A 16169-nucleotide genomic window follows, 5' to 3' on the forward strand; every position below is an offset into this window, starting at 1 on the left:
ATATATCGGTAAATCTTCAGGCATGAGGGCACTGTGGTGATGGTGGCCAAGGCCGCTGCGCGGCCGTTGACCACCCTACGTTGGGGCGGGTGGCTGCCGTGGTGCAAGCATCTGTACGGCGATTGCCGTCCTACCCTCTGCATCCCCTCGGTGCAAGCGCCTGTGCGGCGATTGCACCCTACCGCTGCACGCGCCAGAGCGTAGGGTGGATGGCGCTTCATCCATCCACCAGGCGTCCGTCATGGATATACCGGTAAATCTTCAAGCATGAGGGCACTGTGGTGATGGTGGTCAAGGCCGCTGCGCGGCCTTGGCCACCCTACGTTGGGTGGGTGGCTGCCGTGGTGCAAGCATCGGTGCGGAGATTGCCGCCCTACCCCCTGATCAACGCGTAGCTTGGTCACCAGGCTCCATAACCACAGTGGATGGATAAAGCGCTAAGTTAATCCTGGCTACTTAGCGTGCCAGTGGGCCGGTAACAGTTGTCCCTTAAAGGCCGGCGCCTCGCTTAGGGCCACGTCCTGGCCGTGCAATGGCTCGCCGCATTCGGAGCACACCAGCACACCCTGCATGGGCTTGCCGCAACGTTTGTGGGTGCGTTGGATCGGCGCACCTTCCGGGCCGCTCATATGGCGGTCGCCCCAATCGACCAAACTGACGATCACCGGATACAGGTCCAAGCCCTTCGCACTGAGCCGATATTCCTCGCGCAGCGGCCGCTGCTGGTAGGCCTCTTTGTGTAGCACGCCGGCCTCGACCAAGGTCTTCAAACGATCGGCCAGCACATGACGAGTCACGCCTAAACGCGCCTGAAAATCATCAAAACGCCGCGTGCCGAGAAAGCACTCGCGCAGCACCAGCAAGGTCCAACGATCACCCACCACCGACAGGGTGCGGGCCAAGGAGCACGGCTGCTGATCCAGTTCTTCCCAACGCATGAGCACCTCCAGACAATGGCCTGCACTTTAGCTTGACAGGTTCCTAAATGGAACTGACTATCCGCAAGTTCCAAAACAGAACTAACGGAGAGTAGCTATGAGCCAAAGCCGAGCTGTGCTGGTGGTGGGCGCCGGGGATGCCACCGGCGGCGCCATTGCCAAACGATTCGCCCGCGAGGGCTATGTGGCCTGCGTGGCGCGGCGCAGTGCCGATAAGTTGCAGGGCTTAGTCACTGAGATTGAGGCGGCGGGCGGTCAAGCACGGGCTTTTGCCTGCGATGCGCGGCTTGAGGGGCACGTGGTCGAGCTGTTTGCCACCATCGAGCGCGAAGTCGGGCCGCTGCACGCGGTGATCTTCAACATCGGCGCCAATGTGCAGTTTTCCATCAGCGAAACCACCGAGCGGGTCTACCGCAAAGTCTGGGAGATGGGCGCTTTAGCCGGCTTCTTGACCGGCCGCGAAGCCGCCAAAGTCATGCTGCCGCGCGCCCAAGGCAGCATCATCTTTACCGGCGCCACGGCCTCGCTACGCGGCCGCGCCCACTTCGCCGCCTTTGCCAGCGCCAAGTTCGCCTTGCGCGCGCTGGCCCAAAGCATGGCGCGGGAGCTAGGGCCGAAGGGAATCCATGTCGCCCACCCGATTATCGATGGCGCCATCGACACGGCGTTTATCCGCGACAACTTCCCCACCCTGTACCAGCGCAAAGACGAGGACGGCATCCTCAACCCTGAGCATATCGCCGAGCAGTACTGGCAAATCCACTGCCAGCCCCGCGATTGCTGGGTCCATGAGCTGGATCTACGGCCCTGGTCAGAAACCTTCTAAGCCCCAAGCCATAACCATCCTAAGGAGCAGTGAACATGAGCAAAAGCGTAGAGTTTTTCTTCGACTTCGGTAGCCCCACCAGCTACCTGGCCTTTACCCAGCTGCCAGCTATTGCCCAAGCCACCGGCGCCCAAATCATCTGGCGCCCGCTACTGCTAGGCGCGCTGTTTAAAGCCATCGGCAACCAGTCGCCAGTCAGCCTGCCAGCCAAGGGCCGCTATATGTTCCAGGACATGGCGCGCTTCGCTAAACGCTATGAAGTGCCGCTTAAGCTCAACCCGTTTTTCCCGATCAACACCTTGCAGTTGATGCGCGGCGCCGTGGCCTATGCCGGCACGCCAGAGTTCGAGCGTTACATGCAAGCCATCTACCAAGGCATTTGGGTGCAGCAGCTGAACTTGGGCGATGCACAGGTGCTGGCGCAGCTGCTGACTGAAGCGGGTTTCAACCCCACTGAGTTTGCCGCCAAGATTGCAGACGAAGCGGTCAAGCAGCAGCTTAAGGACAACACTGACGAGGCGGTTAAACGCGGGGTATTTGGCGCACCGACTTTTTTTATCGATGGACAAATGTACTTTGGCCAAGACCGCTTGGACTTTGTCGCCGCAGCGCTCAAGGCTGAGTAAAACTGCGCTCCAGCGGCCCACCACCATGCCTGTGCGGGCCGCCTGTGGGCTTAAGTCTCCAGCAAAAAGGTCACCGGCCCGTCGTTAACCAGATGCACCTGCATATCGGCGCCGAACTGGCCGGTGGCAACCGTCGGGTGCTGCTCACGGGCTTGCGCCACCAACAGATCAAACAACTGCTCGCCTAAAGCCGGTGGCGCCGCCGTGGAGAAGCCCGGGCGCAAACCGCTTTTAGTATCGGCAGCCAAGGTGAACTGTGACACCAGCAGCAAGCCCCCCTGAATATCTTTCAGCGACAGGTTCATCTTGCCGTCAGCATCGCTAAATACCCGGTAGTTGAGCAGTTTATGCAGCAACTTGCTGACGCTGGCCGGCGTGTCGTGCGGCTCGACGCCGACCAACACCAATAAGCCTTGCTCGATGGCACCAATGACCTGCCCTGCCACCTCCACCCGTGCGCCACGGGCGCGTTGAATCAAAGCCTTCATGCTTCATCCGGAGCTAAGTTAAGTAAACGCCGCGCCATGGCATCGGTGGCCCGCACCAAGGCGTCGGTATTGCCGGGTTCCGAGGCCACGTGACCGGCATCACGGACAATCTGCAACTCGCTGTTGGGCCAAGCCTTGTGCAGCGCCCAGGCGTTATCCAGCGGGCAGATCACGTCATAGCGACCATGCACGATCACCCCCGGTAAGTGGGCGATCTTGGGCATATCGCGCAACAACTGGTCAGGCTCTAAAAAGCCTTTGTTGATGAAGTAATGGCACTCGATGCGGGCAATCGACATGGCACGATTGGCGTCGGTGAAGCGCTCCACGACTTGCGGATTAGGCCGCAGCGTGGCAGTCCGCCCTTCCCAGGTGGCCCAGGCTTTGGCCGCATGCATCTGGGCAATTTGATCGGCACCGGTCAGGCGCTTATAGAACGCCGCGATCAGATCATCGCGTTCCTGCGGCGGGATCGGCGCGATGTAATCTTCCCAGTAATCTGGGAACAGGCGGCTGGCACCGCGCTGATAGAACCACTCCAGCTCCTGCTCGCGGCACAGAAAGATGCCGCGCAGCAACAAACCATGCACGCGTTCAGGGTGAGCCTGGGCATAGGCCAGGGCCAGGGTCGAACCCCAAGAGCCGCCAAACAACACCCACTTATCGATCCCCAGATGCTCGCGGATGCTTTCCATATCGGCGATCAGGTCTTGGGTGGTGTTGTTTTCCAGCTCGGCAAAAGGCGTCGAGCGCCCGCAGCCGCGCTGATCAAAGGTCACGATGCGGTACAGGTTCGGGTCGAAAAAACGCCGGCTCGATTCATCGCAGCCCGAGCCTGGGCCGCCGTGGATAAACACCACTGGCAGGCCATCGGCGCGGCCACTCTCATCCACGTACAAGACATGGGGGGCTTGCACTGCGAGGGCGTGACGAGCGTAAGGCTTAATTTCCGGGTACAAGGTCTGCATAACTTGCTCCTATACTTAGCCGCGCCCCGGAGCCCGATAACGGCTACAGGCGGGTCGCAATGCCAAGCATCATAACCATGAAAAAAGGACTTGAGCATGCCTAGCTGGGTTATCCCCCGCGCTTTTATCTGCCTTGTATTCGCCATGCTGAGCGCCTGCACGCCACAAGACAGCAACCAGGCGGCATTGGAAGAGGCCGTCAGCCAACTGCAAAAAAACCTTCAGGGCAAGCGCGCCAGTGCGGTGATGGAACAACTGCATCCGCAATTTCTCGCCCAGCAGCAGTACGACCGCGCCTGGGCACAGCGCAGCATGCTCGCGCTGTTTATGCGCCATAAGCGGGTGCAGATCATCACCCTGAGCAAAACCACGAGCCTCGATGGCCCCTACAGTGAACGCGGTCTGACCGAGGCGCGGGTGGCGCTGACCGGGGCGCAGAACTTACTGCCCAATAGCGCCGAGCATTTGCAATTGAAGATGCAGTGGTGGCTGGAGCAAGGCCAGTGGCGCCTGGCCCGGCTCGATTGGCAGTAGCGGCTAAAACATCCAGGGCACAAACATTTTGCTGCGCTGCATGTACTCGCTGTAGGCATCGCCAAACTGCTGCAAGCACTCGGCCTCATCAAACTTGGCCGTCAGATACAAGGCCACCGTGGCGATACCGGCCAGCGTCCAACTGAGGCCGTTGGGCTGCTTAAACGCCACGCCCCACGCCAGCAGCAACAACGAGGCGTACAGCGGATGGCGGATATGGCTGAACACGCCACTGGTGACCAGTTGCGAGGTGCGTTCAAAGGCAAACAGCTCGGCATCGTTGCGCTGATCATTGGGCTTGCCGGCACGGCGCAGTTGGTACACACCCGGCACCAGCACGAGCAGCGAGGCGAATAACAAGGCCCAGGATGCCAACTGATGGGCGCTGTAACGCTCGACAAACCAGTACGGGCCATTGAACACCAGCAAAACGAGGATCGCCTCCCAAGCAAAGAAACGGTAAAAACCGTGGGACTGCGGTCGGCGCAGGGCCTGCCAAGACAACGCCAGCAAGAGCAAAGTGCCCAGCACAAAAGCTGAAACCTGTAGAGCGCCCATTTTTATTCCTCCATCACCGACCCAACTGGCAGCGCTGCGCCAGCATTACCCCCTCTGCTACACTGCCGTTCCATTTGCCCACGCAGCCCCCCATGGACCGCACTCAACTGCTCAGCCTGCTGCCCCATCAAGGTACTGCCCTGTGGCTGGACAGTTTGCTGCAACACGACCCGCGCCGCATCACTGGCCTTAGCGCCTGGCACTACTTGCACAAGGTGCGCAGTGACGCTTCAGCCTGTTTGTTGTTTGAGGCGGCAGCGCAGTTATGTGCCGCACATGGTGCCCTATACGGCGATAGCAGCGCCATTGAAATGGCACTAGTGGGCAAGCTTTCCCAGCTGCAATTGCATCACGAGCCAGACGTGCGCGACGGCGTGTTGCACCTAAGCGCGGAGCAAGAAGCCCTGAGCCCGGGCGGTGCCCTGTATGCCTTTGCCATCCACCATCAGGGCCAGTTGTTGCTCGACGGCAAACTGTTGCTGGTGCTGATCCATGCTTGAGCTTAGACAGATCAGCCATCACTACCCCGGGGCCCAGCGCGCGGCCCTGAGCCAGATCGATCTGCACCTGCAAGCCGGCCAATGCCTCGGTTTGCTCGGCAGCAATGGCGCCGGCAAAACCACCCTGCTGTCGCTCATCAGCGGCGTGCTGGCGGTTCAACAAGGAAAGATGCATTGGGATAGCCAACCGCGCCTGGGCTTGATTCCCCAGCAGTTGGCGTTCTACGGCGCCCTGCGGGTAGCGGAAAACCTCAATCTATTTGCCGACCTGTACCACCTGCGCGGTGCCGAGCGCCGTCAGCAGTTAGCCCAGTGCATCGACGTCTGCGCCCTCGGCAGCCTGCTTAAACGGCGCAGCGAGCAGCTCTCCGGTGGCGAGCAACGGCGCTTAAATTTCGCCATCGGCCTGCTGCAACCGGCGGACCTGTATCTGTTCGATGAAGCCACCGTGGGCGTCGACGCCAGCAATCGGCAGCCACTGCTCGGCGCGGTGGAACAACTGTGCGCCGCCGGCAAAGCGGTGATCTACACCAGCCACTATCTGGAAGAAGTCGAGCGCGTCGCCCAGCGTATCCTCCTGCTGCATGAAGGCCAGGTGCGGTTGGATGTGGATAAACGCCAACTGCTCGGCGACAACCACGGCTTGCTGCTGGAATGGCCGCAGCAGGTCCCGGCCGGCATCACGGAGCTGATCCACAGCCTGCAATTAAGCGCCGAAGCGCTGCCCAGAGGCCTGCGCATTAACCGGTTGGACGCCGCACAACTACAGGCCATCACCCGCTTCGTCAGCCAGCAAACACCGTTGCCGAGCCTGCTGCGTTTTGGCCGGCCATCCCTTGAGCAACTCTACTTACAGCTCAACGGTGGACGCCTATGAGGCTATGGGCGCTGCTGCGCAAAGAGCTGCTGCTACTGCTGCGCGACCCCCACGCGCTGGCCGTGCTGTTTATTATGCCGACCCTGTTTTTGCTGCTGATGGCCGGCGCCATGTCGAGCTATATGCAGGAGCGGCCACCGGCCCTGCGTTTACTCCTGCAAGCGGCGGATGACGACAACAGCAGATTCTTTCGCGCCGCCCTGCAAGCGCAGCTCAGCGACAGCCAATTGCTGCGCGCAAGCAGCGAACGCTTGGCCACCATCAGCTTGCCGCCCGACTTCGCCGCACACCTGCTCGACACCCCGCACCAAGGCCCGAGCCTGAGTTTCCCGGCGCAGTTCGATAAGCTCTCGCGCCAGCGTCTGCACAGTGCGGTCAATGTGGCCTTAGCGCAAACCCGCCTACGCGCCTTTCTGCAAGACAGTGGCGCGCTGGGCAGCGACTTGAGCCAGGCGGAACAACTGCAACGGGTGCAACAACGCACACAAAGCCAGATCACCGAGCTGGAACAACTGGCCAGCGGCGACTTAAGCGGCCGCGCCAATGCCAGCCAACTGAGCGTGCCGGCCTGGCTGATCTTCGGCATGTTCTTTGTGGTGCTGCCCATGGCCGGCGGCTTCCAGCGCGAGCAACAGAGCGGCGCCCTGTTGCGCCTGCGGGCCATGGGCCTCAGCCACAGCACGCTGATCTTAAGCAAACTGCTGCCCTACGCGGCCATCAACCTGGTGCAATTCGCCCTACTGCTGGGCATCGGCGTGTACGCCTTGCCGCTGCTCGGCCTGCCCGGCCTGAGCCTGCCTGGCAGTGCCGCCGCCTATGTACTGCTGGCGGTGTGTTTAAGCCTGGCCACCTGTAGTCTCGGCCTGCTCCTGGCAGCCTTGGCGCGCAGCAGTGAGCAAGCGCTCTTGCTGGGCGGCGGTATCAATATCATCCTCGCGGCGCTGGGCGGCATTATGGTGCCCAAGAGCGTTATGCCTGAGACTATGGCCCAGGTGGCGCAGCTCTCCCCCATGAGTTGGGCGCTCGACGCTTTTCTCAGCTTGCTGGTGGGGCACGCCACCCTGATGGATATTGCCCCCTATTGCCTGCGCCTAGTGCTGTTTGCAGCAGTGCTGGGCGCAGGCGGGCTGCTTTTGTTAACAAGAAGAATACGGCACACGCAATGGACCACTCATTACTAGAACAACAACTCAAGCAACTGATTATTCGCGAGTGCGATAAAGAAGACGACATCGACTGGCAAGAAATTACCGATGATGAACAGCTGTTCGGCGGTAAAAGCCGCGTGCAGATGGACAGCCTCGACGCCCTGCAAGTGTCCCTCGCCCTGCAGCAGCAATACGGCGTGCGCATTGAAGGGGCCAAGGATGGCCGGCGCATCCTCTCCAGCATCAGCAGCATCGCCAGTTTTATCAGGCAACAGCAGTGACGCCAGTGTATGTGCAAAGCGCCGCACTGGAGTGCGCTCTGGGCGCCGATTTAAGCAGCGCCGCCGACGCCTTCAGCCGCGGCCAACAAGGCCCACGGGCCAGCTTTGCCCTGCATGAACTGCACGAGCCGCGCAGCTACCTATACGCCCAAGGCGCGCCAGCCGAGTTGGCTCAGCGCCTGGATCGCCTGATCCGCAGCACCTTGGCCGACAGCCGCGCGGCGCTGGACGATTGCCTGCTGATCATTGCCAGCACCAGCTTGGATATCAGCCAGTTGGAGCAACTGGCGCAGCGCCAACAAGGCTTCACTGCCGCCGACTCCACCGCGCTGGACAGCATTGCCCAGCAAGTGCGCGAGCGCTGGGGCTTTGCCGCCGCCTTCACCCTCAACACCGCCTGCACCAGCGCCGCCAACGCTTTGCTATATGGCGCGCGGCTAGTCAAAAGCGGCCTGTACACGCGTGCCTTGGTGCTGAGTTTCGAGACGCCCAGCAGCATCGCCCAGCAAGGCTTTGGCGCGCTGATGCTGAGTAGCCCCAGCGCTGCGTACCGGCCGTTTCACCCCGAGCGCGATGGTCTGATTCTCGGTGAGGCCTATGCCTGCGCCCTGCTCAGCCGCGAGCCGGGCGCGACACCACTGGGGCGTTTGCTCGGTGGCTTTAGCGCCTGCGACACCAGCAGCCTGACCACCACAATGGAAGATGGCAGCCATATCCATTGGGTCATGCAACAAGCCCTGCGCAGCGCTGAGTGCGGCGCCGAGCAGATCGACCTGGTCAAACTACACGGCACCGCGACAACGGCAAACGATGAGGCCGAGCACAACGGCATGCGCCTGCTCTATCCCCGGCAGATGCCGACCTTAAGCCTGCTCAAACCCGCCATCGGCCACACCCTCGGCGCCTGCGGTCTAAGCGAAACCCTGTTGCTGCTGCAAAGCCTGCAACTCGGCGCCCTGCCCGCCGTCGACTACGCCGCCCAGGCCAGCCTGCCGCTCTGCGCACAGCCGCAAACGCTAAACGCCGACAGCCTGCTGCTGGCCAATTTCTTCGGCTTTGGCGGCAACAACGCCAGCTTAGTGTTACAAGGCTGCCTGCCGGGAGCCCCCACATGCGCCTAATCGCCAGCCATGAAGTCCGCGACACCGCCGCGTTTAGCGATAAAGAACTTAAAGCCCAGCTCAGCCAGTGGCTGCAAAACCCACCGCGCCGTATCGACCGCCTGATCCTCCAGTGCCTGCTCGCCGCCGCCCCGCTTAAAAGCAAAATCAACGGCCGCTGCGGTTTATATCTGGCCACCAGCCACCCCGACCGCAGCACCATGGGCGCCCTGCTTAACGCCGTGTGCGTGCAACACAAACAGCCCAAGCCGTTTGAGTTTGTCAACAGCGTCAGCAACGCCGCCGGCTTCCATATCGCCCAGCAGTTGGGGCTGGAAGGACCGAATCTATTTATTGGTGCAGGGGAGCATGTCTGGCCACAGTTGCAGGCTTTGGCGAGTTTGGATTTGGCAGATGGGCTGATTGAGCAGGCGTTATTGGTGGTGTGTGATGAGCGCACAGAGCTTGTAGTACGTGCTGAGTTGCTGATGGAAAGGAGCCTGGAGAGTGTCTAGAAAACCTGGGGCTATTCACCCTGTGCAGCAGGGCTGCTTAATCATTTGCGCGCCGAGCATTAAGTAGTTCTGGCTCTTAACTTTTAACTTTGCGCTAAAAATTCGCGCTGCCATTCAGGCCCAAGAGGGTTAAAGATCAGCGTCACCGCCACCTACAGCACGTGACGGCGACGCCGTGATCTTAGTTAGGCCTTAATAACGGCCCACTCACCTCAATTTCCACCTCATGGCCTTCTTGCTGCAGACGCGCAGCTAACTGCCTCAAATCGGTCGAGCCTGTAGCATTGAGCAAAGCAATGCCTCCGATATTGTTCTGCACCTGCAAACCGTAGCGCTGTGCGATAGCTTGAGCCTCTGGCTCACTGGCTTTTACCAGAATACCGCCGTTTACCCTCAGTTCAGGTTCAACCGCATCTCGGCGCACAATGTCACCAATGTACAGACCCGGACTAGCCGATGCGCCGTCAGCACTACGTGCTGTCCGGGTACGAGTGCCTGAATCTTTGAGGTAATAGCGCTGGCCATTGACTTCAACAGGCTGATAGGTCGCCCCTTCAATGCTGACGCTTTCTTCGCTCATTGCGGGTAGAGAAACAGCGGCCAGCATTGAGAGCAAACCATAGGTCAAAAAATAATGCTTCATGAATATCACTCCTATATGCGGCTAGGCTTTAGTGCCCCAAAACCCGAATAGACCAATCGATCAGCTTACCTTCCGCTGTATTGTTCGCCTCAACCAACTCCGAGGTTACGCCAGAGATTATTGATGTTCTGACTAAACGGCGCGCGCTATTGCTCACATCGGTGACTTGGAGCTTCCACTGACCGGCGCTGGACTCACCGTAAAACTTGTTGGATAACAGCCTGTAATTACGCAAGCCTGGACTTGGCGACAGCCCCGCAGCTTTATCAGCCGCCTGACCGATCAGACCGTTGAGTGGATTGAGCAGCACACTGCGTGTGCCTGCGGGTGATACCAACTCAATCAACAGATCACTAACACGCTGATGGTCTAGGTTAATCCGCACCTGAACCCCTTCAACCGTAAGCGCGTCGCTGACCTGAATTGCAGATGTGGTTGGCTGGCTACCGACATCGGGAATAGCTGCCAGGCTGGCGTTGCTTGGTTTCCCTTGTTTCCAAGGCGACTGCACCAATGGTGGTAGCGGGGTGTGGCTGGCCGCAAGTTTCAACGCGCTGTTTACATCAATAAGGCCAAAGCCATAACTCGGGCTAAACCACGTCCCGGCGGCATTTTTTTCCCATCCTTCTAAAGCCGTCACCTTGCGCTGCCCGGCTGCGCTCGAATAGGTCAAAACAGCAGGTTGCTGATTGGGATCTATACGTGTCGCTGAGCGCGCAATAATGTCGCGAAAGTCGCGAGCTGAGAGTTGCGGGTAGGCTGATATCAATAAGGCCAGAGAGCCTGTCGCGTTAGGTGTCGCGGCTGAGGTGCCATTCATAATCCCGTTGTAGTCGCAGTTGGGATCAAGCGTGCGATCATTATGCAGGCGGTTGCTTACAGCGTAATTCGTAGAGCTATATCCTCGGTTGCACCCTAAAAGATCCGTCGTGACATGAGCCGGTAGTTTACTGCCATCTTCGCCACCTGGCGCGGCAAAAAACACGTTACTGCCCACACTGGAATAAGAGGCGCGAACACCGTCAGCATTGATGGCACTGATGACTGTATTCCAGAAGTTGGTGGCCGCTGATTCTATATTGCTGCCAAAGAACGGAATCTGCGGTTCCGCCACCCGGCGCCGGTAAGTATAGATATCTGATCCAAAGCTAGCGAATCCGTTACCGGCAGCCTTGACATAAACAGCACTGTCCTTAGTGGCCAGAGTCTTAGACTCGAGCAAAGCATCTTGCTGTTGGTCAAACAATGAGTTGCTGTTTGGCGAATTGGTCGGAGTGCTGCCATAGCTCTGATTGAACAACCGATTATCCGCTGTTGCCGGGCTGTTACCTAAGGCATAGAGAAAATCAGACAGTCGTTGCTGACTTCCAGTAGCAATAATGTTAAAGCCTTGAAGCTTCACGAGTGGCGCAACACCTTTGATGCCGATTTTATTATCCACAGCGCCAATAATACCGGCTACAGAGGTGCCGTGAGCATCATTCCTATTGCTCGGCGTGGGATCGTTGCTATTGTTCGAAAAGTTTTTTGATCCGGGCCGAATATTCGCGGCCAAATCTGGATGCGCAATTTCCAAACCGTCATCCACAACGGCAACGTTAACCCCTTGACCTAAGCCTCCCAGGCGGTGCACCCACCAAAGGTTCAGATCATTACCCGGTACACCACCAGTACTACTAAAGGCATCCTGCCCATTATTCAGAAGGTTCCATTGTTGCCCCTGTAGGGGGTTAAGCCCAGGCAAACAACGCTGGGGCGAGGTACGGGAAATATCCACCTGCTCACTTACGCTTATAAGCTTACAACTCTCATCAGCGAATACCGGTGAAATAGCGCCAGTTGAAATTGTAGCGGCAACAGTCAATGCAAGAGTATTTAGCCTCATTTCCAGTCTCCATCTGTTAGGCATTATTGACTTGTAGCTAGGTATTGCGCGGACACCACTCAAACGAAATCCTTAACGTCGATAAGATGTCCATAGGGCAAACAGCGAGTAGATTTTCCTCCTTTTAAAATTAAAAGTTATATATTTATAAGAGATAAAAGCAGTACCTGGAGCCATATATTCACCAACAAGCAATATTGGCAAATCAGTTCCAGATTAATTAGCGATGGCTCAGTTAGAAAAACTTATTCGCGTTGCGCGATCTGAGAGAAAACAACCATCCTAAAAAGCACAAAATCTCTTAACAACTGCCCATCCTCAAATAAGAATAGGGCTATCGTGCAAGAAAAATATCCGCTTAATTCAGCATTAATAATATTTAACTAACACTGGGACTTTTTATAGTTTTGCAACTGACAATACGCTATAAAACTTTAGTCGTAGAGGCCAAATGCCATTATTATAAGTAAAGCACTATAAAAGTACTCAATAATAACGATCAGATGAATAATTAATTTACTCACTACAGAATGCAGCACTAATTGACCTGGCAAATATCGCCAACAGTTGCATGCATCACTGATTGGCAATGCCTCTTCGCTTTACGCTGCAGCGAGCTGGCAGAACCTGGTTCGCGGGGGATGGGTGAAGCGCCAGCCACCTTGCGTTGGCGCGAGGCTGGCGCGTTTTTGCGGTGGATAAGGGCTTAGGTTTATCCACCACTGGGTCAACCCTGCACGCTTATTTGCGCTTACTCCACGCCGCCAACTCCTGCATCAACTCACGCTCTTGCAAAGCGATGCCGCGCAGAGTTTCGGCGATAGGGGCGAAGTTTGCTGTTTCGCCTTTGCTACGGCTGGCGCGCACACAGGCGGAGGCGAACTGGCGCCAGGTGTCGCCGATGCGGGTGAGGCGGCTGGAAGCTTCGTTGAGGCTTGGCTCACCGAGCAGTGCGCCGGCTTCTTGCAAGAAGCTGGCATACATAAAGCGAAAGCCCGCGCCGCCGGTGCCGATTTCTTCCTGCATGCGCACAATATGGGTCAGGTACAGGCGGTTGTATTTGGCATTGTTGGGGTCGAGCTTGGCCACCTGCCCGGCCAGGTGCTGAATGCCGCGAATGCCGATCCACGGCAGCGGCATGCCGTCGAGGATGCGCGTGGTGGACAACACACTTTTGCGCACCAACTGGTGCCAGTCGTGCTCCAGCGGCACTTGTTCGAGACTGTACATCAAGCCTTTGGCAGCCAATGCGCCTTTAGCGAAGCGGGCTTTTTGCAGATCGGCGCTGGGGCAGCGCACGGGCTCCTCCAGCACCGGATCGCTGAGCAGGTAGTCGTCGCCGTCACGCCCATAGGCCAGCAGGTTGTGCGCATTGAAATGAAAGCGCATCTCTGGCGGAAAGTACGGCAGCCAAAACACCGAACTTTGCAGACCGACCAGCTGACCGCGTTCCAGCGCTTGATCCAGCGCTTGCTTGCCCTGCTGCGGATTGCCGAAGGTGCGGGTGTGCAGGCGCACGCCGAGACGTTTGCTCAGGGTTTTGATCAGGTGCTTGGGCGGCATTCGGTAAGCGATCAGCGGCATGCCACTGAGCTTAACGATAGGTAGGTAGGCAAACGCCAGACCCGAGGCCAAGCCAAAGGCCATCGGCTCGCTCATGGGCAAGCCGGCGTGACTGAGCAGGCTGGCCATCACGCCGCTTTCGCAATGGGCGCTTTGCCGGTGTTGGAAACTGCTCATGCGTGGCCCTTCTGGTAAGCGATTAAATCTGCCAACGGCAGGCCAAAGGCCTCGGCGTAGCGGCTGAGAACTGCGGCGGATAACTTGCGGTAGATGTGCGGGCGCAAATGCCGGCGCACGCGCCAGCGCCATAGCCCGGTGACTTGCGCCAGGGCCGGCTCATCGAGGCGGTAGCGATACATCAGGAACCCCAGTGCCGACAGCTCGCCGCGCTGCCAGGCCGCATGGGCTTCAGCCTCCTGCTCTTGCAGCTCAGCCACGGCCAGTTGCGTCGAGTAGGTTTCCGGCTCCCAGCCAGCGCTCTGTGCACCTTGATAATGACCTTCAGCGTCGACGGCGTAGAGCAGCTTGCTGTGCCCGCCGTAGACGGTGCTGGAATCCTGCGGCACATCGTCGAGCTTCATGATTAGTCGTCCTGTCCGACCACGGTCAGATGCATAAAAGCGCTGGAAAAACGGCCGCTTTCCGGCACATAGCAGAGCAAACGCTGGCCGGCGCGCAGCTGATCGGAGTTAAACAGTTCGGCGAGCATGATAAAAATCGACGCCGCCCCAGTGTTGCCCTTGCGCGTTAAGTTGGTGAACCAACGCTGCTGCGGAATCGGCAAGCCGACATTGGCCAGGCCCACCGCCAAACGCTCACGGAAGAACTCCGAAGAGTAATGAGGCAGGAAGTAATCGATGGCCTGTGCGCTCAACTCGCGGCGCTGCATTACGCGCTTAAGGGTCTCTTCGACGGTGTACTTAACGATATTGTCATTGAGCAGCTTGACGTCCTGCTTGATCGCCATCACCGACAGGCGATTGCGCTCGGCGCCGTCGTAACGACTCCAACCTTGCAGGCGCCCGTCGACCATCTCGGCGCCGGCATACATGCAGGCCGGCATCTGATCAGCGAATGACAGAATGTCGATCCAGTCCACGCGCAGGCTTATACCACTGGCATTCGGCTGATTTTGCAGCAGCACGGCACCGGCGCCATCGGAGAGCATCCAGCGCAGAAAGTCCTTCTCGAAAGCGATCTCCGGGCGCTCATCCAACTCGCTCAGGCGGCTTTCATATTCGGCGTTGAAGTTGCGCGCATGCATCAACGCGGAGGCCAACTCCGAACCACTGGCCACGGCGTTGCGGCTCTCACCACTGGCCACACTCAACCAGGCGTACTTCAGCGCCGTCATGCCGCACAGGCAGATGCCGGCGGTGGACACCACCTCACACGGCGGGTTGCCCAACTCACCCTGCACCATCACCGCGTGACCGGGCATGACCTGGTCTGGTGAAGCGGTGCCAGCGACTAAACACTCGATATCGCTTAAGGCAAAGCCGTCGCCGGTCAGGCCTTGAATGGCTGCAGCGCTGAGCTGCGCATTGTTCATGCTCGGCGCGCCGGTTGCGGGATCGATGGCGTAGTGCCGCTGCACAATGCCATTGCTGCGCAAGATCAGCTTGCGCGCCCGCGAAGGCTTGTCGCCGACCAGCCCTAGACGCTCCTCCATCTGCTCATTGCTGACGGCGGCGTGGGGCAGAAACGCATTAACTCGGTTGATAAATACAGACTGAACCACAACACATCCTCAGGACTTGTCACTCACCCGATGGGCCGGCGAAATAAGCCTTCTCACGTTGCGTGCGGGCACGGGTTAAGGGCGCCAGCAGCTTCTTCAGTAACGCACTAAGCGGCACCACGGTGACGATCAGGCACAACAAAAATACGATGTAGACCAGCAGCCCCACGCCGCGCCGCATGCTTTGCGCAGGGCCGATGGCGCTAAGCAAACGGCTCCAGAGCTGGAAGCTGCGGTTGCCGACCTTTTCGCTGGCGATGAGTTTTTCATCCACCTTGACCGCGCCCAGGCCGCGCAACATCGGCGCGCTTAAGGGCAGGTCGTCGGCACTTAGACGCTGCTGGATAGCCACGCCAAAGCGCCGGGCACCTGCGATTTGGGCCTCATCAATGCCGGCCCGCGGCACCCAGCTGTAGGGCTTTTGCCGACCGGTGAAGAGCCACAGCGGGGTGGCTAAAAAACTCGCGGCAGTGCCACAGGCGTCGGTCAGGGCGATGTTATCCAGCAGCCTGGCGCCAAGCTGACTGAGGCGCGCCTTGACCTTCTCCTGGGCCATCAGCCACATATTGCGGCAGCCGATCAGGGTCACCACCGGAGTGTCTTTGAGCAGTTGCGCGGCCTCAGGCGAGGCAAGAAACGCCGTCATTGGCTGCGCCGGCGAGAGAAACCAGACTTGGTAAGCAAGGATGATCAGGTCGTAGCGCTGGCTGGCATCGACCTGTAGCGGCTTGAGCGGCTGCGGCTGCATCAGCACGGTTTCCGGGAAGATGCGGAAGAACTGCAAAAACGGCCAGGGAAAGGGATAGGCTTGCGCAGGCTCAAGCAGCAGATGATCCACTTGGATATCATCACGCTCCAGCAATGGCGCGCTAACGGACTGGGTGAGACGATCCAGCTGGCCCGTTTGAGAGAAATGCACGATGAGTACGTGTCGCATCACCAGTCACTTATTATTTTAAAGTCGCGGATTATGCCACA

The 16169-nt window shown here is 58.7% G+C and carries 19 protein-coding genes; 9 read left to right on the forward strand and 10 right to left on the reverse strand.

The window, feature by feature from the left end:
* Positions 1-452 precede the first annotated feature (452 nt).
* Positions 453-938 carry a winged helix-turn-helix transcriptional regulator gene (locus tag NTD81_RS12120; protein ID WP_262182672.1) on the reverse strand — a complete coding sequence of 162 codons (486 nt, stop codon included), beginning with the start codon at positions 936-938 and terminating at the stop codon, positions 453-455.
* Between the two features lie 97 nt (positions 939-1035).
* Between NTD81_RS12120 and NTD81_RS12125 the strand changes: the two genes are divergently transcribed.
* Both NTD81_RS12125 and NTD81_RS12130 read left to right on the forward strand, forming a co-directional pair.
* Entirely contained in the window at positions 1036-1764 is a 729-nt protein-coding gene (locus tag NTD81_RS12125) for an SDR family oxidoreductase (protein ID WP_262182674.1), read from the forward strand.
* A 35-nt stretch (positions 1765-1799) separates the two neighbouring features.
* Entirely contained in the window at positions 1800-2390 is a 591-nt protein-coding gene (locus NTD81_RS12130) for a 2-hydroxychromene-2-carboxylate isomerase (RefSeq protein ID WP_262182676.1), read from the forward strand.
* A 50-nt stretch (positions 2391-2440) separates the two neighbouring features.
* Here the strand turns inward: NTD81_RS12130 and dtd are convergent, their stop codons facing one another.
* A complete protein-coding gene (gene dtd, locus NTD81_RS12135; protein WP_262182678.1) occupies positions 2441-2878 on the reverse strand; it encodes a D-aminoacyl-tRNA deacylase in 438 nt (145 codons plus the stop codon).
* Positions 2875-3846: a prolyl aminopeptidase gene (gene pip / locus NTD81_RS12140; RefSeq protein ID WP_262182679.1), complete on the reverse strand. Its 972-nt coding sequence runs from the start codon at positions 3844-3846 to the stop codon at positions 2875-2877. Before pip ends, dtd begins: the two co-directional genes overlap by 4 nt.
* Before the next feature lie 96 nt (positions 3847-3942).
* On the opposite strand from pip, the gene NTD81_RS12145 reads away from it, so the two are divergent.
* Complete coding sequence (locus NTD81_RS12145) at positions 3943-4380, forward strand: hypothetical protein (protein ID WP_262182680.1); 438 nt, start codon at positions 3943-3945, stop codon at positions 4378-4380.
* A 3-nt stretch (positions 4381-4383) separates the two neighbouring features.
* Here NTD81_RS12145 and NTD81_RS12150 read toward each other — a convergent pair whose 3' ends face one another.
* On the reverse strand, positions 4384-4938 hold the full coding sequence (locus NTD81_RS12150; protein WP_262182681.1) for a methyltransferase family protein: 555 nt from the start codon (positions 4936-4938) through the stop codon (positions 4384-4386).
* Positions 4939-5030: 92 nt separating this feature from the next.
* Between NTD81_RS12150 and NTD81_RS12155 the strand changes: the two genes are divergently transcribed.
* Genes NTD81_RS12155 through NTD81_RS12180 form a run of 6 tightly spaced genes read left to right on the forward strand, consistent with a single transcriptional unit; the run spans position 5031 to position 9359 of the window.
* Positions 5031-5438 (forward strand): beta-hydroxyacyl-ACP dehydratase, encoded by a 408-nt coding sequence (locus tag NTD81_RS12155; RefSeq protein WP_262182682.1) that lies wholly within the window; start codon positions 5031-5033, stop codon positions 5436-5438.
* A complete protein-coding gene (locus tag NTD81_RS12160) occupies positions 5431-6315 on the forward strand; it encodes an ABC transporter ATP-binding protein (protein WP_262182684.1) in 885 nt (294 codons plus the stop codon). Before NTD81_RS12155 ends, NTD81_RS12160 begins: the two co-directional genes overlap by 8 nt.
* Complete coding sequence (locus tag NTD81_RS12165; protein WP_262182685.1) at positions 6312-7496, forward strand: ABC transporter permease; 1185 nt, start codon at positions 6312-6314, stop codon at positions 7494-7496. Before NTD81_RS12160 ends, NTD81_RS12165 begins: the two co-directional genes overlap by 4 nt.
* A complete protein-coding gene (locus tag NTD81_RS12170; protein ID WP_262182688.1) occupies positions 7478-7744 on the forward strand; it encodes an acyl carrier protein in 267 nt (88 codons plus the stop codon). The genes NTD81_RS12165 and NTD81_RS12170 overlap by 19 nt, the downstream gene beginning before the upstream one ends.
* Positions 7741-8865: a beta-ketoacyl synthase N-terminal-like domain-containing protein gene (locus tag NTD81_RS12175; protein ID WP_262182689.1), complete on the forward strand. Its 1125-nt coding sequence runs from the start codon at positions 7741-7743 to the stop codon at positions 8863-8865. The genes NTD81_RS12170 and NTD81_RS12175 overlap by 4 nt, the downstream gene beginning before the upstream one ends.
* Entirely contained in the window at positions 8856-9359 is a 504-nt protein-coding gene (locus NTD81_RS12180) for a hypothetical protein (protein ID WP_262182691.1), read from the forward strand. Before NTD81_RS12175 ends, NTD81_RS12180 begins: the two co-directional genes overlap by 10 nt.
* A 181-nt stretch (positions 9360-9540) precedes the next feature.
* Here the strand turns inward: NTD81_RS12180 and NTD81_RS12185 are convergent, their stop codons facing one another.
* From NTD81_RS12185 to NTD81_RS12210, 6 genes are all read right to left on the reverse strand, one after another.
* On the reverse strand, positions 9541-10002 hold the full coding sequence (locus tag NTD81_RS12185; RefSeq protein ID WP_262182693.1) for a hypothetical protein: 462 nt from the start codon (positions 10000-10002) through the stop codon (positions 9541-9543).
* A 28-nt stretch (positions 10003-10030) separates the two neighbouring features.
* On the reverse strand, positions 10031-11887 hold the full coding sequence (locus tag NTD81_RS12190) for a S8 family serine peptidase (RefSeq protein WP_262182694.1): 1857 nt from the start codon (positions 11885-11887) through the stop codon (positions 10031-10033).
* Between the two features lie 741 nt (positions 11888-12628).
* Entirely contained in the window at positions 12629-13627 is a 999-nt protein-coding gene (locus NTD81_RS12195; protein WP_262182696.1) for a BtrH N-terminal domain-containing protein, read from the reverse strand.
* Positions 13624-14031, reverse strand: coding sequence for a hypothetical protein (locus tag NTD81_RS12200; protein ID WP_262182698.1), 408 nt, complete (start codon positions 14029-14031; stop codon positions 13624-13626). Before NTD81_RS12200 ends, NTD81_RS12195 begins: the two co-directional genes overlap by 4 nt.
* A gap of 2 nt (positions 14032-14033) precedes the next feature.
* A complete protein-coding gene (locus NTD81_RS12205) occupies positions 14034-15191 on the reverse strand; it encodes a beta-ketoacyl-ACP synthase III (protein WP_262182700.1) in 1158 nt (385 codons plus the stop codon).
* 19 nt (positions 15192-15210) lie between these two features.
* Positions 15211-16128, reverse strand: coding sequence for a dialkylrecorsinol condensing enzyme (locus NTD81_RS12210; protein ID WP_262182701.1), 918 nt, complete (start codon positions 16126-16128; stop codon positions 15211-15213).
* Positions 16129-16169: the final 41 nt, after the last annotated feature.

This window comes from Pseudomonas sp. 5P_3.1_Bac2 (assembly GCF_025465995.1).
Taxonomy (GTDB): domain Bacteria; phylum Pseudomonadota; class Gammaproteobacteria; order Pseudomonadales; family Pseudomonadaceae; genus Aquipseudomonas.

Bases quoted from the DNA above. Each gene is read 5' to 3' on its own strand.
- NTD81_RS12130 (WP_262182676.1), top strand. From the start codon at position 1,800: ATGAGCAAAAGCGTAGAGTTTTTCTTCGACTTCGGTAGCCCCACCAGC.
- NTD81_RS12180 (WP_262182691.1), top strand. From the start codon at position 8,856: ATGCGCCTAATCGCCAGCCATGAAGTCCGCGACACCGCCGCGTTTAGC.
- NTD81_RS12165 (WP_262182685.1), top strand. From the start codon at position 6,312: ATGAGGCTATGGGCGCTGCTGCGCAAAGAGCTGCTGCTACTGCTGCGC.
- NTD81_RS12160 (WP_262182684.1), top strand. From the start codon at position 5,431: ATGCTTGAGCTTAGACAGATCAGCCATCACTACCCCGGGGCCCAGCGC.
- dtd (WP_262182678.1), bottom strand. From the start codon at position 2,878: ATGAAGGCTTTGATTCAACGCGCCCGTGGCGCACGGGTGGAGGTGGCA.
- NTD81_RS12195 (WP_262182696.1), bottom strand. From the start codon at position 13,627: ATGAGCAGTTTCCAACACCGGCAAAGCGCCCATTGCGAAAGCGGCGTG.
- NTD81_RS12145 (WP_262182680.1), top strand. From the start codon at position 3,943: ATGCCTAGCTGGGTTATCCCCCGCGCTTTTATCTGCCTTGTATTCGCC.
- NTD81_RS12210 (WP_262182701.1), bottom strand. From the start codon at position 16,128: ATGCGACACGTACTCATCGTGCATTTCTCTCAAACGGGCCAGCTGGAT.
- pip (WP_262182679.1), bottom strand. From the start codon at position 3,846: ATGCAGACCTTGTACCCGGAAATTAAGCCTTACGCTCGTCACGCCCTC.
- NTD81_RS12190 (WP_262182694.1), bottom strand. From the start codon at position 11,887: ATGAGGCTAAATACTCTTGCATTGACTGTTGCCGCTACAATTTCAACT.
- NTD81_RS12170 (WP_262182688.1), top strand. From the start codon at position 7,478: ATGGACCACTCATTACTAGAACAACAACTCAAGCAACTGATTATTCGC.
- NTD81_RS12200 (WP_262182698.1), bottom strand. From the start codon at position 14,031: ATGAAGCTCGACGATGTGCCGCAGGATTCCAGCACCGTCTACGGCGGG.
- NTD81_RS12150 (WP_262182681.1), bottom strand. From the start codon at position 4,938: ATGGGCGCTCTACAGGTTTCAGCTTTTGTGCTGGGCACTTTGCTCTTG.
- NTD81_RS12120 (WP_262182672.1), bottom strand. From the start codon at position 938: ATGCGTTGGGAAGAACTGGATCAGCAGCCGTGCTCCTTGGCCCGCACC.
- NTD81_RS12155 (WP_262182682.1), top strand. From the start codon at position 5,031: ATGGACCGCACTCAACTGCTCAGCCTGCTGCCCCATCAAGGTACTGCC.
- NTD81_RS12185 (WP_262182693.1), bottom strand. From the start codon at position 10,002: ATGAAGCATTATTTTTTGACCTATGGTTTGCTCTCAATGCTGGCCGCT.
- NTD81_RS12125 (WP_262182674.1), top strand. From the start codon at position 1,036: ATGAGCCAAAGCCGAGCTGTGCTGGTGGTGGGCGCCGGGGATGCCACC.